This window comes from Serratia sp. HRI (assembly GCF_010119335.3).
GTDB classification, from domain to species: domain Bacteria; phylum Pseudomonadota; class Gammaproteobacteria; order Enterobacterales; family Enterobacteriaceae; genus Serratia; species Serratia nevei.
Map to the genome: position 1 here is coordinate 4,150,190 of NZ_CP083690.1, position 25,888 is coordinate 4,176,077.

The 25,888-nt window shown below is 57.0% G+C and carries 21 protein-coding genes and 6 tRNA genes; 10 read left to right on the forward strand and 17 right to left on the reverse strand.

The window, feature by feature from the left end; translation table 11 throughout:
* Nucleotides 1-50: 50 nt before the first annotated feature.
* Entirely contained in the window at nt 51-971 is a 921-nt protein-coding gene (locus GF111_RS19855; protein ID WP_033654986.1) for a LysR family transcriptional regulator, read from the forward strand.
* Between the two features lies 1 nt (nt 972).
* Here GF111_RS19855 and GF111_RS19860 read toward each other — a convergent pair whose 3' ends face one another.
* The gene (locus GF111_RS19860) at nt 973-1,440 is read right to left on the reverse strand and encodes a FlxA-like family protein (RefSeq protein WP_038876607.1); all 468 of its coding nucleotides are present in this window, start codon (nt 1,438-1,440) and stop codon (nt 973-975) included.
* 52 nt (nt 1,441-1,492) lie between these two features.
* The gene (locus GF111_RS19865; protein WP_147191376.1) at nt 1,493-2,041 is read right to left on the reverse strand and encodes a nucleotidyltransferase family protein; all 549 of its coding nucleotides are present in this window, start codon (nt 2,039-2,041) and stop codon (nt 1,493-1,495) included.
* A gap of 159 nt (nt 2,042-2,200) precedes the next feature.
* On the opposite strand from GF111_RS19865, the gene GF111_RS19870 reads away from it, so the two are divergent.
* Both GF111_RS19870 and eutC read left to right on the forward strand, forming a co-directional pair.
* Entirely contained in the window at nt 2,201-3,586 is a 1,386-nt protein-coding gene (locus GF111_RS19870) for an ethanolamine ammonia-lyase subunit EutB (RefSeq protein ID WP_038876603.1), read from the forward strand.
* On the forward strand, nt 3,583-4,374 hold the full coding sequence (gene eutC, locus GF111_RS19875; protein WP_038876601.1) for an ethanolamine ammonia-lyase subunit EutC: 792 nt from the start codon (nt 3,583-3,585) through the stop codon (nt 4,372-4,374). The genes GF111_RS19870 and eutC overlap by 4 nt, the downstream gene beginning before the upstream one ends.
* Here eutC and GF111_RS19880 read toward each other — a convergent pair.
* Complete coding sequence (locus GF111_RS19880) at nt 4,353-5,255, reverse strand: LysR family transcriptional regulator (RefSeq protein ID WP_047730140.1); 903 nt, start codon at nt 5,253-5,255, stop codon at nt 4,353-4,355. The genes eutC and GF111_RS19880 overlap by 22 nt on opposite strands.
* A gap of 450 nt (nt 5,256-5,705) precedes the next feature.
* Here GF111_RS19880 and budA point away from each other — a divergent pair, with 450 nt between their 5' ends.
* From budA to GF111_RS19895, 3 genes are all read left to right on the forward strand, one after another.
* Nucleotides 5,706-6,485 carry an acetolactate decarboxylase gene (gene budA, locus GF111_RS19885; RefSeq protein WP_033643951.1) on the forward strand — a complete coding sequence of 260 codons (780 nt, stop codon included), beginning with the start codon at nt 5,706-5,708 and terminating at the stop codon, nt 6,483-6,485.
* A gap of 32 nt (nt 6,486-6,517) precedes the next feature.
* The gene (alsS, locus tag GF111_RS19890; RefSeq protein ID WP_147191375.1) at nt 6,518-8,203 is read left to right on the forward strand and encodes an acetolactate synthase AlsS; all 1,686 of its coding nucleotides are present in this window, start codon (nt 6,518-6,520) and stop codon (nt 8,201-8,203) included.
* Nucleotides 8,204-8,343: 140 nt separating this feature from the next.
* Nucleotides 8,344-9,930, forward strand: a complete 1,587-nt coding sequence (locus tag GF111_RS19895; protein ID WP_047730142.1) for an ABC transporter substrate-binding protein — start codon at nt 8,344-8,346, stop codon at nt 9,928-9,930.
* A gap of 28 nt (nt 9,931-9,958) precedes the next feature.
* On the opposite strand, the gene GF111_RS19900 is transcribed toward GF111_RS19895, so the two are convergent.
* From GF111_RS19900 to GF111_RS19935, 8 genes are all read right to left on the reverse strand, one after another.
* On the reverse strand, nt 9,959-10,765 hold the full coding sequence (locus GF111_RS19900; protein ID WP_147191378.1) for an ABC transporter ATP-binding protein: 807 nt from the start codon (nt 10,763-10,765) through the stop codon (nt 9,959-9,961).
* Nucleotides 10,766-10,782: 17 nt separating this feature from the next.
* Nucleotides 10,783-11,820 carry an iron-enterobactin ABC transporter permease gene (gene fepG / locus GF111_RS19905; RefSeq protein WP_038876593.1) on the reverse strand — a complete coding sequence of 346 codons (1,038 nt, stop codon included), beginning with the start codon at nt 11,818-11,820 and terminating at the stop codon, nt 10,783-10,785.
* A complete protein-coding gene (gene fepD / locus GF111_RS19910; RefSeq protein ID WP_038876591.1) occupies nt 11,820-12,875 on the reverse strand; it encodes a Fe(3+)-siderophore ABC transporter permease in 1,056 nt (351 codons plus the stop codon). The genes fepG and fepD overlap by 1 nt, the downstream gene beginning before the upstream one ends.
* A 214-nt stretch (nt 12,876-13,089) precedes the next feature.
* Nucleotides 13,090-14,097 (reverse strand): Fe2+-enterobactin ABC transporter substrate-binding protein, encoded by a 1,008-nt coding sequence (fepB, locus tag GF111_RS19915; RefSeq protein WP_038876589.1) that lies wholly within the window; start codon nt 14,095-14,097, stop codon nt 13,090-13,092.
* A 200-nt stretch (nt 14,098-14,297) separates the two neighbouring features.
* Nucleotides 14,298-14,373, reverse strand: a tRNA-Lys gene (locus tag GF111_RS19920).
* Between the two features lie 7 nt (nt 14,374-14,380).
* Nucleotides 14,381-14,456, reverse strand: a tRNA-Val gene (locus GF111_RS19925).
* Nucleotides 14,457-14,494: 38 nt separating this feature from the next.
* A tRNA-Val gene (locus tag GF111_RS19930) sits at nt 14,495-14,570 on the reverse strand.
* Between the two features lie 29 nt (nt 14,571-14,599).
* Nucleotides 14,600-14,675, reverse strand: a tRNA-Val gene (locus GF111_RS19935).
* A gap of 294 nt (nt 14,676-14,969) precedes the next feature.
* Here GF111_RS19935 and gltX point away from each other — a divergent pair.
* The gene (gltX, locus tag GF111_RS19940) at nt 14,970-16,385 is read left to right on the forward strand and encodes a glutamate--tRNA ligase (protein WP_033643946.1); all 1,416 of its coding nucleotides are present in this window, start codon (nt 14,970-14,972) and stop codon (nt 16,383-16,385) included.
* A 66-nt stretch (nt 16,386-16,451) separates the two neighbouring features.
* Here the strand turns inward: gltX and GF111_RS19945 are convergent, their stop codons facing one another.
* Nucleotides 16,452-17,237: a formate/nitrite transporter family protein gene (locus GF111_RS19945; protein ID WP_048234506.1), complete on the reverse strand. Its 786-nt coding sequence runs from the start codon at nt 17,235-17,237 to the stop codon at nt 16,452-16,454.
* A gap of 308 nt (nt 17,238-17,545) precedes the next feature.
* Between GF111_RS19945 and GF111_RS19950 the strand changes: the two genes are divergently transcribed.
* Together GF111_RS19950 and GF111_RS19955 are read left to right on the forward strand one after the other, a co-directional pair.
* Nucleotides 17,546-17,621, forward strand: a tRNA-Ala gene (locus GF111_RS19950).
* A gap of 59 nt (nt 17,622-17,680) precedes the next feature.
* Nucleotides 17,681-17,756 (forward strand) — tRNA-Ala (locus GF111_RS19955).
* 157 nt (nt 17,757-17,913) lie between these two features.
* On the opposite strand, the gene GF111_RS19960 is transcribed toward GF111_RS19955, so the two are convergent.
* From GF111_RS19960 to GF111_RS19975, 4 genes are all read right to left on the reverse strand, one after another.
* Nucleotides 17,914-18,894, reverse strand: a complete 981-nt coding sequence (locus GF111_RS19960; protein WP_047730145.1) for a fimbrial protein — start codon at nt 18,892-18,894, stop codon at nt 17,914-17,916.
* A gap of 114 nt (nt 18,895-19,008) precedes the next feature.
* Nucleotides 19,009-21,477 carry a fimbria/pilus outer membrane usher protein gene (locus GF111_RS19965; protein ID WP_053056853.1) on the reverse strand — a complete coding sequence of 823 codons (2,469 nt, stop codon included), beginning with the start codon at nt 21,475-21,477 and terminating at the stop codon, nt 19,009-19,011.
* A 21-nt stretch (nt 21,478-21,498) separates the two neighbouring features.
* Nucleotides 21,499-22,221 carry a molecular chaperone gene (locus GF111_RS19970; protein WP_053056854.1) on the reverse strand — a complete coding sequence of 241 codons (723 nt, stop codon included), beginning with the start codon at nt 22,219-22,221 and terminating at the stop codon, nt 21,499-21,501.
* Between the two features lie 27 nt (nt 22,222-22,248).
* Nucleotides 22,249-22,785 (reverse strand): fimbrial protein, encoded by a 537-nt coding sequence (locus GF111_RS19975; protein WP_033648118.1) that lies wholly within the window; start codon nt 22,783-22,785, stop codon nt 22,249-22,251.
* Between the two features lie 472 nt (nt 22,786-23,257).
* Here GF111_RS19975 and GF111_RS19980 point away from each other — a divergent pair, with 472 nt between their 5' ends.
* Nucleotides 23,258-24,322, forward strand: a complete 1,065-nt coding sequence (locus GF111_RS19980; RefSeq protein ID WP_047730146.1) for an FAD-dependent oxidoreductase — start codon at nt 23,258-23,260, stop codon at nt 24,320-24,322.
* A 298-nt stretch (nt 24,323-24,620) separates the two neighbouring features.
* On the opposite strand, the gene GF111_RS19985 is transcribed toward GF111_RS19980, so the two are convergent.
* Nucleotides 24,621-25,808 (reverse strand): NupC/NupG family nucleoside CNT transporter, encoded by a 1,188-nt coding sequence (locus GF111_RS19985; protein WP_004936373.1) that lies wholly within the window; start codon nt 25,806-25,808, stop codon nt 24,621-24,623.
* Between the last annotated feature and the right edge of the window lie 80 nt (nt 25,809-25,888).

Below are 25,888 nucleotides of genomic sequence, written 5' to 3' on the forward strand. Positions count from 1 at the left end.
GGCATATAATAATTAAATTGATTTATTTAATTCATCTATGAATAAAACGCATGAATTACTCACTCAAACAGCTGCGGGTGTTCGTCGCTGTCGCCCGCCACGGCAGCTTCAGCCGCGCCGGCGAGGCGATCGGCCTGACGCAATCGGCGGTCAGCCACAGCGTGAAAGAGCTGGAGGCGGAGGTCGGCGTGCGCCTGCTGGATCGCACCACGCGTGAAGTGGTGTTGACCGACGCCGGCCTGCGGTTGGCCAACCGGGTCGAACGGCTGCTGGACGAGCTGCAGGCCGCGTTGCTGGATGCGCGCAGCTTTGGCGTACAGCGCAGCGGCACGGTGCGGGTGGCGACCAGCCAGACCATTTCCGCCCATCTGATGCCGCAGTGCATCGCCGCCGGCGAGCGCGAATACCCGGAGATCCGCATCATGCTGCGCGATCAGGCGCAGCAGCAGGTACTGCACAGCGTGCGCAACGCCGAGGTGGATTTCGGCATCGTGGTCGATCCGGTGCAGGCGGTGGACCTGGAGTGCGAAGCGGTGCTGCATGAACCGTTCCTGCTGCTGTGCCGCGACGATCACCCGTTTGCTGCGCAGCAAGAGGTGCGTTGGTCGGCGTTAAACGGCTGCCGCCTGGTGTTGCAGGATTATGCGTCGGGCAGCCGACCGCTGATCGACAGCGCGCTGAGGCAGCAGGGCGTCGAGGCGCAGGTGGTGCAGGAAATCGGCCATCCGGCCACGCTGTTCCCGATGGTGGCGGAGGGGATTGGCATCAGCATCTTCCCGGCGTTGGCGCTGCCGCTGCCGGAAGGGGGGCGGCTCCGGGTGCGGCGGCTGGTGCCGGAGATCAATCGCGCGTTGATGCTGGTGCGACGCAAGAACCGCTCGCTGACGCCGGCGGCGGAGGCCATCTGGCAGGTGGCGCGTCAGCAGGCGGCGCTGCTGCACCAGCGCCGGCAGGAAAACGCGGAATATTGATTCAGATATAGACGTCCACCGCGTTGAGCGGCGTCGGGCGGTTTACGCCGTCGCCGGCTTGCGCCGCGGCTTTCTTCATTTGCTCCTGCTGCTGCTTTTCCATTTCTTCTTTCTGGATGCGCGCGATCTCGGCCTGCAACATCTTGATCTGCGCTTCGATCAGCTGCTTTTGCTTCTCGATCTCTTTGGGATCGGCACTGGAGTCTTTCAGCTCCACCAGCTTTTGCTGCAGAGCCTGAATCTGCCGGTTCAGCGCCTTGATACGCGCCGAGGCGCGGCTTTCGTTGAGATTTGCCGGTTCGTCATTGCCGTTGGCGCGTTCGTTTTTCTCCATCTTGCCGCCTTGCGGCTGGTTGTTGACCGGTTTGGCCATCAGCAATTCGCCCTGATGGCCCGGCGCGCTGAAGACGTTGCTGACGCCGGGAACGGTATTTTTGATCGGTACGATCATGGTGATGGTGGTCGACATGGATGCTCTCCCTGAGTCTGGCTATCGCTGTTCAGGGTATCGGCAGCGGCGATTAAATCTTTACCTGCCGCAGGTGCGGCCAGCGCTGCAGCCAGCCTTTGTCGAGCACGCGCTGGGCATAGGCCGCGCGATCGCCGTTTTTCACGTTGAAGGTGATGGTGTCGTCGAACAGCGCCGCGAGCCCGAAGGGGGCCACCAGCGTGATGCTGTCGTCGGCGTTCAGACGCGCGCCGATCGCCGTTTCCACTTCGGTCCAAAAGCTGATGGCCTCTTCGCTGTCGCGGTAAGGCGCCCGGCCACCGCGCAGGTGCATGCGCGCCTGATTCTTGACCGACCAAGGCTGCGGCAGCCATTGGTGCAGCCGCGTCTCCAGCATGCGATCGCGCTCGGCGTCCGCGCGCTGCGCATCGAAGTGGATCACGTCGATATCGTTGAGCGGCGTGGCGTCCACGTAGCCGTGGCGCCGATCCCACACCAGATTGCGTACGAAGCCGGCGCCCAGGCACCAGTCATTCAGGCCGAGCCGGCGCACGGTGCGCAGGGCGGCCATGCGAGCGTCATCTTGTTGCAGCCAGTCGATAATTTGCCGTTGCGGATCCATCACCCCTCCTTTTTTCGCGGCTACTGTAACCCGAAGCGGCGGCGGGTTAAATGGGGGAAAGCGCAACGGCGGCGATCGCGTGCAAAATAATTTTCTTTTCCCACTGACTACACTTGGTGCAGGGCTTTTATCTCGTCACTCGGGGCAAGGGAGGGGGCTATGTATCAGGCAACGGTGGGCCAACGCGGCTATCGCTTTGGCGATCTGCGTCAGCTGATGGCGAAGGCTTCGCCGGCGCGTTCCGGCGATTATCTGGCGGAGGTGGCGGCGCAAAGCGCCGAAGAGCGTATGGCGGCGCGCATTGCGCTGGCGGACTTGCCGCTCAAGGCGTTCCTGCAGCAGGCGCTGGTGCCGTACGAACAGGACGAGGTGACGCGCCTGATTATCGACGGCCACGATGCCGCCGCCTTTGAGCCCATCTCGCACCTCACGGTCGGTGATTTTCGCGATTGGCTGCTGAGCGAGCAGGCGGACAGCGCCATGCTGGCGCAGGTGGCGGCCGGCATCACGCCGGAGATGGCGGCGGCGGTGAGCAAGATCATGCGCAATCAGGATCTGATCCTGGTGGCGAAGAAGTGTCGGGTAGTGACGCGCTTTCGCAATACGATTGGCCTGCCGGGCCACCTCAGCGTGCGGCTACAGCCCAATCACCCGACCGACAGCCTGCAGGGCATCGCCGCCAGCATGCTGGACGGCCTGCTGTACGGCAGCGGCGACGCGGTGGTCGGCATCAACCCGGCCAGCGACAGCCTGCCGCTGCTGGAAAAGCTCAACTACATGCTGGACGACGTAATCCAGCGCTTCGCCATACCCACCCAATCCTGCGTGCTGACCCACGTGACCAACACGCTGCGGCTGATAGAGCGCGGCGCACCGGTGGATCTGGTGTTTCAGTCGATCGCCGGTACCGAAGCGGCCAATCGCGGCTTCGGCATCAGTCTGGCGCTGCTGGCGGAAGCGCAGCAGGCGGCACTGAGCCTCAGGCGCGGCACGCTGGGCGACAACGTGATGTACTTCGAAACCGGGCAGGGCAGCTGCCTGTCGGCCAACGCCCATCACGGCGTCGATCAGCAAACCTGCGAGGCGCGCGCCTATGCGGTGGCGCGCCATTTCTCGCCGCTGCTGATCAACACCGTGGTAGGGTTTATCGGCCCCGAATACCTGTATGACGGCAAGCAAATTATCCGCGCCGGGCTGGAGGATCACTTCTGCGGCAAGCTGCTCGGCCTGCCGCTGGGCTGCGACGTCTGCTACACCAACCATGCCGAAGCCGATCAGGACGACATGGACACGCTGCTGACGCTGTTGGCTGCCGCCGGGTTAACGTTCCTGATCGGCGTACCGGGCGCGGACGACATCATGCTCAACTACCAAAGTACGTCGTTCCATGACGCGCTCTATATCCGCGAGCTGCTGGGGCTGAAGCACGCGCCGGAGTTCGCCGCCTGGCTGGCGGCGATGAACATTACCGACGAACGCGGGCGGCTGCGCGACGCCGCCGCCAATCATCCGCTGTTGCTGGCGCTGCAGGGAGAACGCACATGAGCAAACCGGTTCACGTCAACAGCTGGGACGCGCTGCGCGCCTTTACCGATGCGCGCATCGCGCTGGGGCGCACCGGCGCCAGCCTGCCGACCGACGAACTGCTGCGCTTCGGCCTGGCTCACGCCCAGGCGCGCGACGCGGTGCATCAGCCTTTCGACAGCGAACGGCTGGCGGCGGATCTGCACGATGCCGGTTGGCCCACGCTGGCGGTGCACAGCGGGGCCGCCGACCGCGCCGCCTATCTGCGCCGACCGGATCTGGGGCGGCGGTTGGCGTCGGACAGCCGCAGCCTGCTGCTCGGTTCGCCATCGCGCCGCGTCGATCTACTGCTGATAGTGGCGGACGGCCTCTCCTCCAAGGCGGTGCATCGCCAGGCGCTGCCGCTGCTGCAGGCGCTGCGCCCCTATCTCGATACGCTGGGGCTGACCGTTGCGCCGGTGGTGCTGGCGCATCAGGCGCGGGTGGCGCTGGGGGATGAGATCGGCGAATGCCTGCAGGCCCGGGCGGTGGCGGTTTTGATCGGCGAACGGCCGGGGCTGTCGTCGCCGGACAGCCTGGGTGTCTATTTGACCTGGGGGCCGAACGCGCGCAGAACGGACGCCGAGCGCAACTGTATCTCCAACGTGCGGCCCGAAGGGTTGGATTATCCGCAGGCGGCGTTCCGCCTGGCCTGGCTGCTGGAGCAGGCGTTCCTGCGGCGGCTGAGCGGCATCGAGCTGAAGGACGAGAGCGACAACCCGGCGCTGCACGGCCGGGTGACGCCGCTTTATCCCCAGCTGGGCGGTTGACCGATGGTTTGCTGCAGCAGGGCGGTGAAGGCCGCCAGCCGGGCGGACACCTTCGCCATCGGGCGCAGCAGATAGATACCTTGCTGCTCATGGCGCGGATCTTCCAGCATTTGCACCAGTTGCCCGTGCTGCACGTCCGGCCCCACCACCCAGTTGGGCAGGAAGGCGATGCCGAGCCCGAGCAACGCGGCCTGGCGCTGCGCGGTGAAGTCGTCGCAGCGCAGCGCCATGGTGCAGCGGCTCATCAGCGCCGCGTCGAGGATCTGCGCCCAGCAGGCCGGCTGCTGCTTGTGGTAGCGGGCGATCAGCCGATGCTGCGGCAGCGCTTCCAGATCGGCCGGCAGGCCATAGCGGGCGACGTAGGCGGGGCTGGCGCACATCACCCAGCGTTGGGTGGCGATGCGGCTGGCGTACAGCGCGCTGTCCTTCTGTTCGCCGATGCGGATGGCGGCGTCGAGCCGTTCCTGCGTCGGATCGGTCAGACGTTCGGTCAGATCGAGGTCGACCGACAGCTGTGGGTAGCGTTCCGCCAGCGTCGGCAGCAGCGGCAGCACATAGGTTTTGCCGAAGGTCGGCAGGCAGCTGATGCGCAGCGTGCCCTGCGGCGTTTCGTTCAGCGCGCTTAGCTCGGCGCGAAGGCCGGTAATGTCCGTCATCAGCGCGGCGGCGCGCGTCAGCAGCAGCTCGCCGGCGTCGGTCAGCAGCAGGCCACGGGTGGAGCGCACGAACAGCGCGGCGCCGAGCGCGCTTTCCAGGGCATCGATGTGGCGCACCAGCGAGGAGGGCACCATGCCCAGCCGGCGCGCGGCGGCGGAAAAGCTGCCCAGGCGGGCCACGTCGAGAAAAATTGGCAGATGTTCTACATAGCGGGCGTCATTCATTTTTGCATTATATGCAAAAGCGTTTCTTATGAATACCCGCTTCTCTGCCGACGGCGCGGCGGCTACTCTGGCTGCGGGTTGACGACGGGCTTCAACGCCGTCCCATCCCGGCCGTATAGAGAGAAAACGTATAAGCCTTGCGGCGCTTAGCACTAAATAACAGATGTTTTTCCCAGGCTGCGCGAGCCGCCTGCGGAGTTGATTGTCGCTCCAACACCAGATTAACCGTTCAATTTGATAACCGGTTCAGTCTCAATGATTAGTAAGTCTTTACTTTATCTCATTCTGATCTGATACCTGGTTATCGGCCGGCCAGCCGTGCCGGTTTTTTTGTCGCCTTAGGCTGAATCGTTCCAACTGATGAACGCGCCTTGGGGGCATCTTGGCTCACCGTCGGTGGGCCTTTTGAACGCGCGGAACCGCGATCCCGCGCTGGTGGAGGAGTCAGTCATGAACGAAAAACACGGGTGTTCCTGTGCGCGCCATTTGGCGCAGGGTTTTGCCAGGCAGTCGATCAATGCCGGGGAGGGCGAAATCTATCAAATCTCGCTGATGAGCGCGCTCATCGACGGGGTTTACGAGGGGGAGACCACCATTGCCGAGCTGCTCAAGCACGGCGATTTCGGCCTTGGTACCTTCAATCATCTGGACGGCGAACTGATCGCTTTCGATCAGGAAATACACCAGCTGCGCGCCGACGGCAGCGCCCGGCCGGCCGGCCTGCAACAGAAAACCCCCTTCGCCGTCGTCACCTTTTTCCAGCCCAGCGTCAGCCAGCAATTCGACCGGCCAATCACCAAGGCGCAGCTGCACCAGTGCATCGACGAGCAGGTCGCCTCGCCGAACCTGTTTTGCGCGGTGCGGGTCGACGGCGAGTTCAGCCACGTGGAAACCCGTACCGTGCCGCGTCAGGAACGGCCTTACCGCCCAATGCTGGAAGCGATAGAAGAGCAGCCGACCTTCTCGTTCCATCAGCGGCGCGGCACGCTGGTCGGCTTCCGCTCGCCCGATTACATGCAGGGCATCGGCGTGGCCGGCTATCACGAACACTTCGTTACCGACGACCGCAGCGGCGGCGGCCACGTGCTGGATTACCAGCTCGATCATGGCCGCCTGCAGTTCGGCGTCATCACCCGTCTCAATCTTCAGTTGCCGCATGATGCGGATTTCTTGCGCGCCAACCTCTGTCCAGAGGATTTGGATCGCGCGATTCGTTCCGCCGAGGGCTAATCCCGGCGATCGTTTTCTTAGGAGGTGGAACCATGGCACAGGAAAAAACAGGCAATGACTGGCAATGCGGCGCCGACTTGGTGGTGAAAAACCTGGAAGCGCAGGGCGTCAAACACGTTTTCGGCATTCCGGGCGCCAAGATCGACCGGGTGTTCGATTCGCTGGAGGACGCGCCATCGATTGAAACGGTGGTGGTGCGGCATGAGGCCAACGCGGCCTTTATGGCGGCGGCGGTCGGCCGCCTGACCGGCAAGGCCGGGGTGGCGCTGGTCACCTCCGGGCCGGGCAGCTCCAACCTGATCACCGGGCTGGCCACCGCCACTTCGGAAGGGGACGCAGTGGTGGCCTTCGGCGGGGCGGTGAAGCGCGCCGACAGCCTGAAGCAGACGCACCAGAGCATGGATACCGTCAGCATGTTCCGGCCGGTGACCAAGTATTGCGCCGAAGTGCATGCCGGTTCGGCGATTTCCGAGGTGATCGCCAACGCCTTTCGCCGCGCCGAGTTCGGCCGGCCGGGGGCATCGTTCGTCAGCCTGCCGATGGATATCGTCAATGAACCGGTCAGCGCGCCGGTGCTGGCCGGCTGTCGCTTGCCGCGCATGGGGGCCGCGGCGGCGGACGACATTCAGGCGGCGGTGAAACTGATCCGCCAGGCCAAATGCCCGGTATTGCTGCTCGGCCTGCAGGCCAGCCGGCCGGAGAACAGCGAAGCGGTGCGCCATCTGCTGTACCGCACCCATATGCCGGTGGTCGGCACCTATCAGGCGGCGGGAGTGATCGACGTCAACCACTTCGCCCGTTTCGCCGGCCGTGTCGGCCTGTTCAACAACCAGCCGGCCGATCAGCTGTTGCAGAAGGCCGACCTGGTGGTGAGCGTCGGCTATGATCCGATCGAATACGATCCCTGCATGTGGAACAGCCACGGGCGGCTGAAACTGGTGCACATCGACGTGCTGCCGGCGGATATCGATACCTGCTATCGGCCGGACGTCGAGCTGGTGGGCAACATCAGCGCCACGCTGAACATGATGACCGAAACGTTCACTGAGGCGGTCTGCGTGCCGCCGGAGGTGGAGCTGATCCTCACCGATCTCGGCCGCCAGCGCACTGAACTGGCGGAGCGCGCCGCCCGCCGCGGCGGCATGCCGATCCACCCGCTGCGTATCGTCAAGGAGCTGCAGGACATCGTCAGCGACGATGTAACCCTGTGTGTGGACATGGGCAGTTTCCATATCTGGATCGCCCGCTACCTGTACAGCTTCCGCGCCCGCCAGCTGTTGATCTCCAACGGCCAGCAAACCATGGGGGTCGCGCTGCCGTGGGCCATCGGCGCGGCGCTGGTGCGCCCCGGCGATAAAGTGGTGTCTATCTCCGGCGACGGCGGATTCATGCAGTCGAGCATGGAACTGGAGACCGCGGTGCGGCTGAAAAACAACATCGTGCACGTCATCTGGGTCGATAACGCCTACAACATGGTGGAAATGCAGGAAGTGAACAAATACCAGCGCAAATCCGGCGTGGAGTTTGGGCCGATTGACTTCAAGGCTTACGCGGAATCCTACGGCGCGGTCGGTTTCGCCGTGCAGTCGGTGGACGATCTGCGGCCGATGCTGCGCAAGGCGATGGCGATCCAGGGGCCGGTGGTGGTGGCCATTCCGGTCGACTATGCCGACAACTATAAGCTGATGGCGCAGATGAACTTCAGCCAGATGATTTAATTTCATCATCGCGCGGTTTCACCGGGGCAGGCCGCTTGCGCGCCTGCCCGTTTTTATGCGCAGATTTTGTCCTTTACTTCGCTAACTGCATGATTTATTGCTATCCGTTGGGCTGTTTTTTCACCACTGGGGATAGCGCAATGAAAAGAAAAGCAATAACGATCGGGCTGCTGGCGTTGGCGATAGCCGGTGGCGCGCGGGCCAATACGCTGGTCTACTGTTCCGAAGGCTCGCCGGAAGGCTTCAACCCGCAGCTGTTCACCTCCGGCACCACGGTGGACGCCAGCTCGGCGGCGATTTACAACCGGCTGGTGGACTTCAAACCCGGCACCGTCGAGCTGCAACCCAGCCTGGCGGAAAGCTGGGAAGTGAGCGAGGACGGCAAGCGCTATACCTTCCACCTGCGCAAAGGGGTGGCATTCCAGAGCAATAAATATTTCACGCCCACCCGCGATTTCAATGCCGATGACGTCATCTTCTCGTTTATGCGGCAAAAGGATGCCAACAACCCGTATCACAAGGTCTCCAACGGCGCCTACACCAACTTCGAGTCGATGGAGTTCGGCACGCTGATCGACCGGATCGTCAAGGTGGACGATCACACCGTGCGCTTTGAGCTCTCCCGCGCCGAGGCGCCGTTCGTCGCCGATCTGGGCATGTACTTCGCCACTATTTTTTCGGCGGAATATGCCGACGCGATGCTGAAGGCCGGTACGCCGCAGCGGGTGGACAACGATCCGATAGGCACCGGGCCGTTCCAGCTGGTGCAGTACCAGAAGGACGCGAAAATCCTCTACAAGGCGTTCGACCGCTACTGGGAAGGCAAACCGAAGATCGACCGGCTGGTGTTTTCGATCACGCCGGATGCGACGGTGCGTTACGCCAAGCTGCAAAAGAACGAGTGCCAGGTGATGCCGTTCCCCAACCCGGCGGATCTGGCGCGCATGCGGCAGGACGGCAACCTTCAGGTGATGGAAAAATCCGGCTTGAATATCGGCTTCCTGGCGTTCAATACCCAGAAAAAACCGTTGGATAACGTCAAGGTGCGCCAGGCGTTGGCGCTGGCGGTCAACAAGCCGGCGATCATCGAGGCGGTGTTCCACGGCGCCGGCCAGCCTGCCAAGAACCTGCTGCCGCCGACCCAGTGGGGCAGCAACGCGCAGCTTGAAGACTACCCGTATTCGCCGGAGCGGGCGAAGCAGCTGTTGCAGGAAGCCGGGCTGGGGCAGGGGTTCGACATCGATCTGTGGGCGATGCCGGTGCAGCGGCCCTACAACCCCAACGCCAAGCGCATGGCGGAGATGATCCAGGCCGACTGGGCTAAAATCGGCGTGCGCGCCAAAATCGTCACCTTCGAGTGGGGCGAGTATTTACAGCGGATTAAAAACGGCGAGCACCAGACGGCGTTGATGGGCTGGACCACCGCCAACGGCGATCCGGACAACTTCTTCGGCCCGCTGTTCACCTGCGCTTCGCTCGGCGGCTCCAACTCGGCGAAATGGTGCTACAAACCGTTCGACCAGCTGATCCTGCAGGCGCGCGAGGAGAACGATCACGCCAAGCGGGTGGCGATGTACCAGCAGGCGCAGGTGATGATGCACGATCAGATGCCGGCGCTGATGATCGCGCACTCGACCATCTTCGAACCGGTGCGCAAGGAAGTGAAAGGCTACGAAATCGACCCGTTCGGCAAACACATCTTCAAACAGGTGTCGCTGGAGAGGTAACGAAAAGGCCGGGTTAACCCGGCCTTTTTCATGCCTGCGGCACGTCGCAGTGGTAGCGGCCGCGCGGGATCACCAGCGGCGTGTGGGACAGCGGATCGTCGATGATCATGCACGGCATGCCGAACACCCGCTCGACCAGTTCGGCGGTGATGATCTCCGCCGGTTTCCCTTCCGCCACGATCTTGCCGTCGCGCATGGCGATGATGTGATCGGCATAGCGGCAGGCGTGGTTGAGATCGTGCAGCACCGCGATCAAGGTTTGACCGCGCTCGCGGTTGAGCTGGCGGAACAGATCCAGCAGCTCGATCTGGTGCGCGATGTCCAGATACGTCGTCGGTTCATCCAGCAGCAGCAGCGGCGTTTGCTGCGCCAACGCCATCGCTACCCAGACGCGCTGACGCTGCCCGCCGGACAGCTCGTCGACGCTTCGATCCGCCAGTTGGCTGACGTTGGTGGCCGCCATGGCGGCTTCCACCGCCTGTTTGTCGGCCTGCGTCCACTGTTTCAGCAGGCTCTGGTGCGGATAGCGGCCGCGCGACACCAGGTCTGCCACGGTAATGCTGTCCGGTGCGATCGAGGTTTGCGGCAGCAGGCCAAGCTCGCGCGCCAGCGCTTTGGTGGCGAAACTGCTGATGTTTTTGCCGTCCAGCATCACCTCGCCGGCGCTGGGTTTCAGCAGACGGCACAGGGCGCGCAGCAGCGTCGATTTGCCGCAGGCGTTCGGCCCGACGATCACCGTGAAGGCGCCGTCGGGGATCGCCACGCTCAGATCGTCAGCGATGATTTTATTGTCGTAGCCCAGCTTCAGGTGCGAGGCGTGCAGGCGGTGGCTCATGGCGTTATCACTTTTCATTATCGGCGGGCCTCACGGATGAGCAGCCAAATCAGGTACAGGCCGCCGATGCAGACGGTCACGACCCCGACCGGCAGTTGGATCGGCGCAAAAAGATGTTGGGACACCACGTCGGCGCCGAGCAGCAGCGTCGCGCCCATCAGCGCCGAGGACGTCAGGGTGACCGAGGATTGTCCGGCCAGGCGGCGGGCGATCTGCGGCGCCGCCAGCGCGATAAAGGAAATCGGCCCGGCGGTGGCGGTGACGGCGGCGGTGAGGGTGACGCCGAACAGCATCAGCCACAGCCGGCTGCCTTCGGCGTTCACGCCCAGCGCGCGCGCCGTGTCGTCGCCCATTTCCAGCAGCTGCAGCCGTTTGCCCATCAGCAGCGCGGCCGCGGCCGCCAGCACGATGAACGCCGTGGCGGGCTGGGCTTTCTGCCAGGTCATGCCGTTGAGTGAACCGGCCTGCCACATGGCGGCGTCCATGGCGCGCTCCAGCGAGGCGGTGATGATCAGCCAGGTATTGGTAGAGACCAGCACCGCGCTGATGGCGATGCCGACGATGATCAGCCGGAAGCCGGCGATGCCTTGCCGCCAGGCCAGCAGATAGATAGCCAGCGCGGAGAGAATGCCGCCGGCCAGCGCACCGCCGGCGATGTAGTAATAGCCGCCGTTGAACAGGGTGATGGCGATCAGCGCGCCGGTGTAAGCCCCCATGTTAAAGCCAATCACGTCCGGGCTGCCGAGCGGGTTGCGGATAATCGACTGGAAGATGGCGCCGCTCATGCCGAGTGCGCCGCCTAACAGCAGCGCCATGGCGATACGCGGCAAGCGCCATTGGGTGACCACGGTGACCAGATTTTTCGGCGCCTCGCCGCTGAGCGCGGCAAAGACCTGTTCCAGAGAAAGCTGCAGCGTGCCGTAGCACAGCGCGGCAACAGCCATCGCCAGGCACAACGCCAGCAGTGAAATATTGACCAACAGCAGGCGCAGCGGCATGCGCCCGTTGATGACGCCGTCCGGGCGGCCGATATGCAATGTGTGGGGCAGACTCATCACAGCCCCCCCAGCGTTTTCTTGCGGCGCACCAGCCAGATCAGCACCGGCGCGCCGATGAAGGCCGCCACGATGGAAACGCGCAGCTCACCGGCCGCCAGCAAACGGCCGACCACGTCGGCGCACAGCAGTAAAATCGGCGCCAGCAGCATGGAGTAGGGCAGGATCCAGCGCTGGTCGGGGCCGACCCACCAGCGGGCGATATGCGGCACCATCAGGCCGATGAAACTGATTGGGCCGACGGTGGCGGTCGCCGCACCGCACAGCAGCGTGATGGCGATCACCGCGACGACCTGAGTCAACACCACGCGTGCGCCGAGCGCGATAGCCAGGTCTTCCCCCATGCCGATGGTATTCAGCGGCCGGGCGATGAGCAGCGTCAGCAGGCAGCCGAGCAAAATGGCGGGGGCGGTAACCGGCAGCGTGGACAGCGTGCGGATATCCAGCGTACCGGCCTGCCAGAAGCGCAGTTGGTCGAAGGTTTGCGGATCGATCAGCGACAGCCCGGTGGTGATGCCGAGCAACACCGCGCCGATCGCCACGCCGGCCAGCGTCAGCCGCACCGGGTTGATACGTCCGCCCGCCAGCGTGCCGATCAGGTAGACCAGCAGGGTGGTGAGGGCGGCACCGACGAAGGCGTAGGCCATATAGCTTTCGGTGGTGGCCGCGCCGAAAAACATGATGCCGATGACCACGGCGAAGCTGGCGCCGGCGTTGATGCCTAGCACGCCGGGATCGGCCAGCGGATTGCGCGTCAACGCCTGAATCAGCGCGCCGGCGGCGCCGAGCGCCATGCCGGCCAAGATGCCCGCCAGCGTGCGGGGTACCCGGGCGTTGAGAATGATGGTGCTGTCGGAACCGCTCGCGGCGCCTTGCAGGCTGAGCCAGACGGTATGGAAGGGGATGGCTTTGGAACCCAGCATCAGGCTGGCAATGATGCACAGCAGCAACAGCGCCGTGCCGATACCGAACCCGGCGATGCGTTTGAAGCCACTGGCGTAAGCTGCGTGCGGTGCGGACGAAAGCGTCCGCTCAGTCGGAGTGGGTACGTTCACACCGGTAACTCCTGTATGATTTTTATTCTCATTGTTATTTGCGTTCATGCGGGCGCTAATAGTAGCACGAGTTTACGCCCGCATGCACCCGCCGGTTGGTGGCGCAGGTGCGTTGACGATGTTAATAACTATTGATATTTCAATTGATTGAATGTGAACGGTTGCCCTGTTTATGGCAAACGTCGGCAGGAGGTTGGCCCGCCGACGGCGTGGTTCAGGGCTTTTTGAACAGCCGTTCGATTTGGTTCAGCATGTTGGTGGCGCTGTAGTAATCGAGACGGAAAGTGTCGTTGCCGACGGCGTAGACGTGCCGCTGTTCCACCGGCTCCAGATGTTTGAGGAACGGGTTGGTCAGCACCTCTTGCACTTTACGCTCGTTGGTGGCGAACAGGATCAGCGTTTTGCCGTTCAGACCCTCGGCCATTTTTTCGCCGGAGATCTGGATGATGTCATGGCGTTTACCCATGCTGGCATTGCCTTTGGCGCTTTCCGGCGGGGTGGCCAGTTGGAAGCCGAGCTGGGTCAGCAGCTTGCCCTGGGCTGACCCCGGCGTCCACAGCATGGCCTCGCGGCCGTTGTCGGCATACACCAGCGGGGTGGTCGGCTGCGGCGGCAGCGCGATCGCCTGCTTCACTTGCTCCACGCGCTGTTCGAAACGATCTTCCGCCTGTTTGGCGCCGGCTTCATGGCCGGTGATCTTGCCGAGCTCGCTGGCCAGCTGTTGCCAGCTTTTGTCGCCATAATCGAGCACCAGCGTCGGCGCAATGGCCGACAGCTGGTCATACAGTTTCAACGCCGAATCACCGCCGGTCGCGGCGACGACGATCAAATCCGGCGCGGCGGCGGCGACGGCCTCGGCATTGGGCTCCACCTGATACAGCCGTTCGACGTGGCGCTGTTTGGCTACCTCGCTCCACTGGGTAAAGAAGCCTTGTTTATCGGCCACCAGAGGGTTCGGGCTGGTGGCGCCGCTGGCGACCACCGGGGCGTCGATAGCCAGCAGCGTGCCGGTGATGGTGACGCTGGTGGACACGATGCGCTGCGGCGGTTTTTCCAGCGTGAACTTCCCTTTGGCGCTGTCGATGGTGCGCGGCCAACTGCTGTCGGCAGCGGGGGCGGACGGTTTCTGCCCGTCGCTCTTGTCGTCCGGACCGCAGCCGCTGAGCAGCAGGCTGGAAGTGGCGATAAATGCAAAGAACAGCTGGCGTAAGGATAGGGTCATGAGAGGGCTCTTTCTTTCCTTGAACTAAGGCGTATCAATCCGGCGGCGGATTGGCTGCGTGGTGGATGCCCGCTAATTTACCATTCAAGCCGGCAAAATGATAACCATTCGTATCTCAGCACGCGGTGGCTGGATAAAGAAGAAGAGGGGGGGGGAACGGCAGAAACGAAAAAAGCGCCAAAAGGCGCTTTTCTCTGAATTGGTGGGTCGTGCAGGATTCGAACCTGCGACCAATTGATTAAAAGTCAACTGCTCTACCAACTGAGCTAACGACCCGCAGAAGTGGTGGGTGATGACGGGCTCGAACCGCCGACCCCCTCCGTGTAAAGGAGATGCTCTACCAACTGAGCTAATCACCCACTTCAGGACTTCCAGGTACTGCTAAACGAGAGAATGATGGTGGGTGATGACGGGCTCGAACCGCCGACCCCCTCCGTGTAAAGGAGATGCTCTACCAACTGAGCTAATCACCCTCATTCGTTCTCATTTTTACTCAACAAGATGGTGGGCGATGACGGGCTCGAACCGCCGACCCCCTCCGTGTAAAGGAGATGCTCTACCAACTGAGCTAATCGCCCCGTCTTGTTGGAGTCGCATTATAGGGATAGTTCAAAGTGAGTCAACGGTTTTTAAAATGATTTCAATCGTTCGCCGCAAATTTAGGCAGGGCGCGATAATTATCGCCAACGGCGCCGATTCTTTGCGCAACGCTATGCGAAACTCGCCGCAAAACGCGCGAAATCGACCGGTGCAATATCGTGTCGGCGTTGAGGAATTAGCGCGTGGTGATACAATGTCGTCCACTCTTTTTTCAATTCCGAGCAATCGTCGGCCATCGCCGACACGCGTTGCGTAATAAGGCAGTGAACCCAATGAAAATCAAAACCCGTTTTGCACCGAGCCCGACCGGCTATCTTCACGTCGGCGGCGCGCGTACCGCACTTTATTCCTGGTTGTTCAGCCGCCATGCGGGCGGTGAGTTCGTTCTGCGTATCGAAGATACCGATCTGGAACGCTCCACCCAGGACGCGATCGACGCAATTATGGATGGCATGAACTGGTTGAACCTGGATTGGGATGAAGGCCCGTATTTCCAGACCAAGCGTTTCGATCGTTACAACGCGGTCATCGACGAGATGCTGGAGCAGGGCACGGCCTATAAATGCTATTGCTCCAAGGAACGTCTGGAAGCGCTGCGCGAGAAGCAGATGGAAAACGGCGAGAAGCCGCGTTACGACGGCCACTGCCGCGACAGCCAGTGCAGCCACACCGACGACGAGCCGCACGTGGTGCGCTTCCGCAACCCGCAGGAAGGCTCGGTGATTTTCGACGACAAAATTCGCGGCCCGATCGAATTCAGCAACCAGGAGCTGGACGATCTGATCATCCGCCGCACCGATGGTTCGCCAACCTATAACTTCTGCGTCGTCGTCGATGACTGGGACATGGAAATCACCCATGTGATCCGCGGCGAAGACCACATCAACAACACCCCGCGCCAGATCAACATTCTCAAAGCGCTGGGCGCGCCGGTGCCGGAATACGCGCACGTGTCGATGATCCTCGGCGACGACGGTAAAAAGCTGTCCAAGCGTCACGGCGCCGTGGGCGTGATGCAGTACCGCGACGACGGCTATCTGCCGCAGGCGCTGCTGAACTACCTGGTGCGTCTGGGCTGGTCCCACGGCGATCAGGAGATCTTCTCCATCGACGAGATGAAAGAGTTCTTCACGCTGGAAGCGATCAACAAATCTGCCAGCGCGTTCAACACCGAGAAGCTGCAGTGGCTGAACCACCACTACATCAACCATATGCCGGCGGAAGAAGTGGCGGTGCATCTGGCATGGCACGTTGAGCAACTGGGCATTGAAACCCGCAACGGGCCGGAACTGAAGGACATCGTCAAGCTGCTGGGCGAGCGCTGCAAGACGCTGAAAGAGATGGCGGAGTCTTGCCGTTACTTCTACGAAGATTTCAGCGAGTTCGACGCCGACGCGGCCAAGAAGCACCTGCGCCCGGTGGCGCGTCAGCCGCTGGAAGCGGTGCGCGCCAAGCTGGCCGCCATCACCGTCTGGACGCCGGAAAACGTGCACGACGCCATTCAGGGCACGGCGGATGAGCTGGGTGTCGGCATGGGTAAAGTCGGCATGCCGCTGCGCGTCGCGGTGACCGGCGCCGGCCAGTCGCCGGGTATGGACGTGACCGTGCATGCGATCGGCCAGAAGCGTTCACTGCAGCGCATCGACATGGCGCTGGCTTACATTGCCGAGCGCGAAGCGCAAGCCTGATTCGCTGTTACGCCTTAAAGAAAAAGCCCCGTGGAGCGATCCCGGGGCTTTTTTCATGGCGGTGCGTCAGGCTTGCTCGCTAGCCGGCAGCCCCGGGCGGTAGGCGAGGAAATACATCAGCCCGACAAAGCCGGCGCCTCCCAGCGCGTTGCCGAGAAATACCGCGACGAAATTGGGCAGATACTGCTCCCAGCCCATGCCGCCGGCAAAGATGGCCGCCGGGATGATGAACATATTCGCCACGACGTGCTGGAAGCCGATGGCGACAAAAGCCATGACCGGGAACCACATGCCGATCACTTTGCCCGGTACATCCTTGCTGGCGAAGGCTAACCACACCGCCAGGCACACCAGCCAGTTGCAGCCGACGCCGGAAATGAAGGCGTGCAGGAAGTCCGCATCCACTTTGGCCTGCGCGATCGCCAGCGTCTTATGCAAGAACGCGCCTTCGGTCAGACCCAGCAAATGGCCGAAGAAGTAGGCGACGGCCAGGCTGCCGGCCAGGTTGGCCAGGGTGACCCAAAACCAGTTACGCAGCACGGCGATGGCGGGGATTTCACGGGCGAACCAGGCCATCGGCAAGGTCATCATGTTGCCGGTCAGCAGTTCGCCGCCGGCCAGAATGGTCAGGATCAGGCCGATAGGGAACACCGCGGCACCCAACAGGGCGCCGAAAGAGCCCCATTCGGCCGGCAGGGTGCCGATGACGTGAATATCCAGCAGAAAGCCGGTGGCGATAAAGGCGCCGGCGAGAAAGCCCAGAATCAGCAGATTAGCGAGAGGGGCGCGGCTTTTGTTTGCCCCGGCCTGAACGGCGAGGGCGGCGATTTCTTTTGGTGAATGCAAAGACATGACGGACTCGGTTTATAGTAATAAAGTTTATGGCGCGGGCAGTCTATGCCGCTCGGGAGCCCGACTCAAGCGCATTTCGCTAACATTCCGTTAATTAAAAATCAACGTGATATACAGGGTCTTTTGCCATTTTGAGATGTAGCGCGCAAAATGGATGAACTCTGCACAAAGTGATGATTTTTTGGCGCCAAACATGCTGATTTGGCGGCTTTTTCAACGCTTGATTCAGGAATTCAATTTAGCCGTTGACAGCTTTGAGCGGGTTTCATATTATGCGCCCCGTTCACAGCACAAAGTGATTGTGGAACGGGGCTATAGCTCAGCTGGGAGAGCGCTTGCATGGCATGCAAGAGGTCGACGGTTCGATCCCGTCTAGCTCCACCAACCTTCTTCTCAGCAAGGTTGGGGATACCGTAACGCCGGTCAACGCGTACCACTTTTGTGGGGCTATAGCTCAGCTGGGAGAGCGCTTGCATGGCATGCAAGAGGTCGACGGTTCGATCCCGTCTAGCTCCACCACCATTTAAAAAGCCGACCTTAGGGTCGGCTTTTTGCTTTATATCCTTTTAGTTGCCTTTGTCCGCTACTTTTACGCAAAATTTTTCCTTGATACCCTCGCTAGACGTTGCCGCTATTCTGTCCGGTTTCGTCTTGGCACGTCATAACAATACTAAAATCAGCGATATGAGACGGTGAAATGAGCGATGCCATTGACTTCTCCCGGCGTGATTTTCTCTTCAGTTTGGTAATATTGCGCACTGAGTGGGATTTCATTTATCCCTATTAATGTTTCGTTTAATACGTTGGCCGCGGAGCCCAGTTCAAAGGGAACGCCGTTGTGCAGAATCTGTAGGCCCACGCCGGTGGCGGACTCTTTGGAGGGGGTAATCGCCAAGACTTGATGAAGGCCATTAACCGTTTCCCCGCGTATTTCCAAATCAACTTTTGTGTTGGCATTACACTCCAGAGCGATGTTGAAGGGAGTATTCCCGGCCACGCTGCCAGGACCGGAAAATACCCGCCGATTAACCTTGTCTAAAATAACCTGTTTCGAGGGTGTGTTCAGGCGACAGCCCTCGACGGCAATATTGACGGCAGGATAATAAACGTGGCCCAATCTCCTGGCATTTGAGGCTCTTAAGCAGGTATAGTTGAAAAAGAAAGGCGCAAACGAGGGCATGGTGCCAGGCTGTATATCGCCTGTCTTGATCAGATAATGTTTAAAGTTAGCGCCCAGGATATAGCCGACAGGCGTCTCGCGGGGACCATAGAACTCGATGAGGCCCGGTTTGTCATTAAGCGACATGGCAATGCCGACGCCCTTCCAACTCGTTTGATAGACAGTGATGCCATTGTACTTTAAATCTGTCGCAGTCAGATCGGAGAAGGGCTGCATAACCAAGTCGCCTCGCTCACCCAAGGAGAATCCCGTGTTATTTTCCAGTAATTTTACTGAAAAGTAAGATTCTCCCTGGCCGATAAGATCGCCTATTTTGGCGCCAGCCGTGACGGTAATGCCGGATTGCTCGATGCGCAGTGGATTGTGCCATATTGCACGGCAATCACCATCTCCCCTGGCTGAACAGGAAAATAATAAGATCAGAATGCTTACTGTTTTGGCGATATGTGCGGCTGTGATTAGCCTTGATGTCGTCATGCTGATGTCCTTTGGCGATTATTCTCTCGAAAATGATTTATTAATCTGCTTATTACGGGCTACCATGCTCTAAAAATTTAATAAAGCAAGCGATAGTGATTTGTCGTGTTTATCTTATTCACATTGCAAGCTAATCTGCTTAACTCTTGAGGCAGAATCGTTAGGCTCTATACTGTAACTTCCCTGGCAGCTTCCTCCCGCTCCCCAACGCAATGTTATTGTTCCAGCGTCTGGCATGCCGCTCATATAGACCGCGTTATTATTGCCGACGATACCTGATTTCGCTGGGTCGCCGCGCAATGTGGCAACGGCGCCGAAAGGAATTTCCGTCCCACGATGATGTACTTTGAAAATAATTCGGTTTCCTATGTTAGATGCAAAGTTGGCGACAACAATGGCGCCTTTCGTCGGGATGACGGTTTGGCTATTGTTCTCTATTTCTACTGAGTCATCAAAGGACTGCGGGTTTAAATTAATTCGATTCTTATGATAACTGTTGATATAAGGCACCACGGCATAGCCTCGCGAATCTGTGGTGACACCGGTACTGTTGATGATTTCAACATTGTCTGCATTTGGCACTTCGACTAAAGCAATAGTGTCACCCAGCGATTGGGATAGTGTAATGCCGTTTCGATGAACCACGGCGCCGCCTCGTAAACTGTAGTTTATTCGCTGCACATCTTTATCAAAGCTGTATCCGGCACCTATTTCACCATATCTACTGCGATAATAAGCCGAACTGTTGCCAGAATAGCCGTCACGAGTACCGCTTTGAGCTGCAGAGACGTTATAACTGAGCTGGTTATTTTCCAGTGCGGTACCGCTTAGCCCTAATTGCTGATTGAGTTTGCCTTTGCTGCTCTTGCTCGAGGTATAATTCATCCAGCTGTTTGATTGCCCTTTGCTTAACGGAATCTGGACGTTAAGCGTGGCGATCTTGTCGGGCTTGTCCGTATAGCGGCCGCTGTTGTAGCCCAATCCAATATTGTAACTCACTCCAGATTGGTTCGTGGAAAATCCCATGAGAAAATTTCGTTCAACGGCATCGCTGTGCCAATAGTTTTGTTGGTAACCATTGATGTATAGACTGCCGAAATCACGGATAGGCTGATTAATATTGAGAACCAGCCGATTTTTTTTCACGCCGCGCGCCAGCCAGTTTCTTTCAATGTTGGCATTCATATCACTGAGCTGCGAGAAACTTAAGTAGCCAGACGTCGAGTATTGATAGCCGGCCAGCGTAAAGTTGGTACCCGTTGCTTCAATATTTTTTGCGTACTGGATACGGTATTGTTGTCCTTTACGATCTTGCCCTGTGGCTAATCGGCTTTTGGTGTGAGTGACATCGGCAGAGACGGAGCCGAAATGCCCCAGGCTGCTGCCAATGCCGGCAGAAATTCCCTGGTGCTTTTCCGAAATAATGGCGCCACCATAGAGTGTTTTATCATCTTTAAGGCCATAAATCGTCGATGCCTGTAGAAACTTATACTTTTGGTTAGCGCTTCGCGCAGAGCGATATTCCCCCATTGTGAATTCATTTCTTATCATGTTCTCCCTGAGCATGATGGGGACAGAGGAAAAAGGCTGGAAGAAACTCCTTTCTGAGCCATCGGCTTCTTTGATGATCACATGCAGCCCACCGCTGGAGGTGGTGGGGTAGATATCCGTTATTTCAAAACTTCCCGCAGGTACATGTGTTTGATAAATGATATAGCCATTTTGTTTTATAGTGACCTCAGCATTGCTTTGCGCTATACCTCTAACCGTTGGGGCAAACCCTCTCTGGCTGTCAGGCCACATGCTGGGATCGCTTGCTAATTTCAGACCGCGAAATTGAAAACTGTCAAAAACGTCGCCCGATGTTGAACTATCGCCAATGGTCAGCGTGTTTTTGCTGTCCCGAAAGCTGCGCTCGGCATAGGTGTTGATACCTTTCCATTTAGTACTGCTTTGGTTTGAATAGGTAGAGTAGTTTCTGAAGCGCCAGGCATCATAGTTAAAACCACTGCGCAAGTTTAAATATTGATTTCCATTATCTTTTTTATTTTTCGTTTTCCATGACTCGGTACCACTAAAACTGTAATCCATTAAAAATGCGCGAATGCCATCATCCCAAAGTGCGGGGTTAACCCAGTCTCGAGGAAGATTTTCGATATAAGCCTGCGGGATATTTAAATCCAATCGTTGTCGATTAAAATCAAACTTGGCCTGACTGCCGGGAATAATCTTGCTGATAGGCGTTGAGGCAAGGTCGGTGTCATTGTTTACTTCCAGTTTGTCCATGCGAACACCGAGGTTAACCAGAGCGCTGTGACAAATTCGGGGCTGCAAAGTACCATCCACATAATAGAAAGACACTTTTTTATTAGCGAAAAATACATTATTCAAATAGATATCAACCCAATACTCACCAGGCAATTGACTGCGCGCACTATTAAAGTGGGATAAGTCAGTTATGGTCTGGTAATCTCTGTTCAGCGCTGAGGGTTCAAAGTAGTCTTCAGCTAAAACCGCAGGTGAAGATAGAACACAAAAAAACAGCACCGATGTTTTATTGGTGGCCTTGTTATTCATCGTCATTTTCGCATCCCCTGGCAAATACTATAATGGTGCGCTTATCGCACGGGTCACTCCCCCATAGTCATTGATGGCTTGCCATTTTATTTCTTTACCATGAGCTTCCTGTGGTAATAGCCATTTTTTCGTGCTTTGTGGCGCGATCATATCGACCTCCTTTACCTCTTTTCCATCAATGCTTACTGAGTAAAAGGAGACGTAAAACGGTGACGGATTTTTTGCCTCTAAGGTCTTTCCTTTCAATGAGAAATGAATTTTTTTGTAGGCATCTATGGCTTCATCTCTTGATAGGGTTTTGGGGCGATAAAATAGCTTTATTTTATTTTGTACGGTAATGAGCAACTTGTTTTCTTTTGATTTTTTGGTTGAGGGTATTGATCTTACGCTCAGCCAATATATCGATTCCTTATGTTGTGGCAGATTTCCTCCAGAATAAATGACTCTGATGATATTATCCTGTTCTGGTTCCAGTCTAAATAATGGCGGGGTGACAACAAATGGAACCTCTTTTTTATCTTCAGGCGAGAAACTTTCTACCCAAGTTTGAATAAGTACCGGGCTATTGTGATCCTGGTTGGTGACGGAAATGTTTGCCTCTTTTTTATCTTCTTCATAAACGATACGTGTACCGGCTAGCGTCACGCTTGCCGATGCGCCGCATGAAAAAAAGACTATTGCCAGCAAAGAATATTTACTTAGCTTCATTATTATGGCGTCCTTGATGTTTTTTGCCGTCAGGCCAGCCATATTTGCTGACCTGACAGGCTATTTTTATCAGTTATATGAAATGCTAAATTGTGTCGTGGCATTAGCCGGCCCGACCGTGACCTTATCCGATGTCGCCATATATTTAGCGACATAGGTAAAGACGTTGTTGATGTCTTTCTGCACGCTCTGCGCATTAGAAAACGAAGCCATAGGAATTTGCGTGGTGCCGTCAGCCTCATAGAGGGCTACGCCAAGACCCGTTGCCACACCGCTTTCTGAATTGAGTGACAACAATGTCGAGTTGCCTTGTGCATATGTCCCGTCGAATTTTACCGACGCTTTTGTCACCGTTTCAGGGCAGCTGGTTAAAGCAATACTGAACTTTGTCGGTAGGGCGGTATCGCCAGCACTTTTAAATGCTTTGGCGCTGATGTTGCCCATCGGAATGGTTTGGTTGGCGCTGCCGGCGACTACGGTGCAGGTTTGATCGGTGACATTGCCGGTGAAATTAATGGTGCCGTCCGCCGCGGCAGCCTTGGTAATGGTGGTCATCGCCAAAGGAACACCGACAAGCAGCAATGAGTTCAGCATGTACTTATTCATATAAATATCCTTGTGTTATAACTGTATGTAAATTATACGTTTTCAACTCTTGTGCCATCATGTGTAAATAGATGTTAAATACCCCCCTTTTCTGGTGATTGATACCATGATTTTAATGTTAGATTTCTTTAAAAAACTGATTTTAGTTTTTTAAATGGTGTTTTGTGCTAGTTGTGTCGCGCATTTCGTGTGCTGTTGTTAATGAAATTCAGTCTACATGAAAAAAAAATTGTCAGTCGTTAAGGGCGGCTATTGCTGTGTTTTTGGTATATAATTCTATATAAATAGTTTTTTATGCTGTAATGGTGTGAGTTTATATCAAATTTTAGCGATGTTAATAGTTTTATTCTCTGATTAATCGCGAAATAGTTAATGTGCTAATTAATGTTTGTTGTTGGTATCTATTGACATTGGTGCTGTTTTCTTGAAGAAACTATTGTCATTATTTCATTACGGCTGGATGAGGTTATCCATGAAAAAAAATAAAAATATCGCAATTGTGGGTGGCGGTGGGGTAACTGCGGCGATGACGGCGCTGGCTTGCGCCAGAAAAGGAATTTCCGTCGATTTCTTCCTTGATGACAGAGATTATGACGACTTCAAAACTTCATTTGGAAATCATTGTCTGTGGCGACGCATTCATGAAAATAACCAACGCCTCAGCCGTTTATGTACCCAGTCGCAATGGATGTGGGAAAAGTTCATTCTTTCCTCCAGCGGTGAGTTCGGCAGAAAAGAAAAGATGGTTCGCATCGTCGAAAGATCTGAAATACCTCACCTCGCGAGACTCTATGAACAGCATGATCTACCCTATGAAGTGAAAAACGGCGGAGATGATGAATCCATCAATTTTCCCTCTTTCCTTAACGGTAAAAACAAATCTGTTTTTGTGAGTTATGATTCCATTTTGCTAAATACGGCAGAAATTTTTTCCTACTTTCAGGATGAGCTGGCTTTCTTTACCAGTGTCAATGTGTTTAGAAACAAAAATATTGGCGACTTGAACAGTATCGAGAGTGGCGTGATTTTTTTTGATGAAAATAAACGCATGTACGACACGGTCATAAAGTTTACAAATGGCTATAATATCAATGAGATAGTCTCACCCTTCGAGGTGTGCCCTGCCGTTAATCGGGTATTTAGAGATTATTATCTTTCCCACTCTGTGGGTAATCTGCTTTCGCCTATGATGATTACAGAAAGGGAGTTCAATTTGTGGATTGTCCCTTCTGTTGATGGCAAGATCGTCAGAGTAGGAGGAGATATTCATGTCCCTCAGTCTGCGGAGTTTTTGACGCGAAGCTTAGATATCGGTGCCTACATCGACCGCAGAAAGTTAGATATCATTTCGGATTCGTTGTTTACCATTATCTCTTCATTTTCCTATGTGGAAGGGACTTTGGCGGTGGTTCCATGTTGGACTGCAAGTGAAGATAACAAGAAAATCGTGGTCGTGGAAAGTGTTGATTCTTACTATAATGCGTCGCCGATTATTTCTGAGGAAATCACAGCGTTTTTAACGGATTCGAGCAACTAGCCTTTATTTTTAAAAGTCGGTTCAGAGTAAGGATGCATCTTATCATTAGCCGCTAGTGAACATTCTTCTTCACAATAACGTGCGTTCAATTTTACCGATATAATGGAAAGTACGCCCTAAAAACTAAGGTATTCGTTTTTTAGCGTGTTTTCTTTTTATACAAACTGCAAGTAAGGCTTTATGATTTGGCATGCCAACAGGGGCTGAGATTTATTTCTTCCCAGCGCAGAGGTGAGAGGCGCGGCAAATAATAAAAAAGGCGCCCGCAGGCGCCTTGTTATCGCAGTCGGTTCGAGGCTTAGCCCAGTACCAGACCCGCGATGGAAGCGGAAAGGATGCTGACCAGCGTAGAGCCGTACACCAGCTTCAGGCCAAAGCGCGACACCACGTTGCCCTGGTGTTCGTTCAGGCCCTTGATCGCACCGGCCACGATGCCGATGGAGGAGAAGTTGGCGAAGGACACCAGGAACACCGACAGGATCCCCAGGCTGCGCGGCGACAGTTCGGCAGACACTTTCTGCAGCTCCATCATTGCCACGAACTCGTTGGAAACCAGCTTGGTGGCCATGATGCTGCCAACCTGCAGGGCTTCGTGTTTAGGAATCCCCATGATCCAGGCGAACGGATAGAAGAAGTAGCCGAGGATTTCCTGGAAGCTCAGGCCGAAGATGGCGCTGAACACACCGTTGAGCGCGGCGATCAGGGCGATGAAGCCGATCAGCATCGCGGCAACGATAATCGCTACTTTGAAGCCGGCCAGGATATATTCACCCAGCATTTCGAAGAAGCTCTGGCCTTCGTGCAGGTTGCCGAGGTGCAGCTCTTCTTCTTTATTGGTGTCGTACGGGTTGACCAGCGACAGCACGATAAAGGTGCTGAACATGTTCAATACCAGCGCCGCCACCACGAACTTGGCGTCCAGCATGGTCATGTAGGCGCCGACGATGGACATGGACACCGTAGACATCGCGGTCGCCGCCATGGTGTACATGCGCTTTTCCGACATCTTGCCTAGGATATCCTTGTAGGCGATGAAGTTTTCGGATTGGCCCAGGATCAGCGAGCTGACGGCGTTGAACGACTCCAGCTTGCCCATGCCGTTCACTTTCGACAGCACGGTACCGATAATACGGATGATGAACGGCAGCACCTTGATGTACTGCAGAATACCGATCAGCGCCGAAATGAAGACGATCGGGCACAGCACCTTCAGGAAGAAGAACGCCAGGCCTTTGTCGCCCATGCCGCCGAATACGAAATCAGTCCCTTGTCCCGCAAACCCGAGCAGTTTGTCAAACAGCGCGGCAAATCCTTTTACGAAGCCCAAACCCGCTTCCGAATGCAGGAAAAAGTAGGCCAGCAGTACTTCGATAACCAGTAGTTGAATAACATAGCGAATGCGGATGCTTTTACGATCGCGGCACACCAACAGGGCCAGGATCGCCACCACCACTATCGCCAACGCAAAGTGCGCAATATGGGACATGTTTGCTCCAAATTTGAGGCAGGCTGAATTTCGGCTGTCATTTTATGTAACGCTACGTTTAAAAACGAGACTTCTATTGC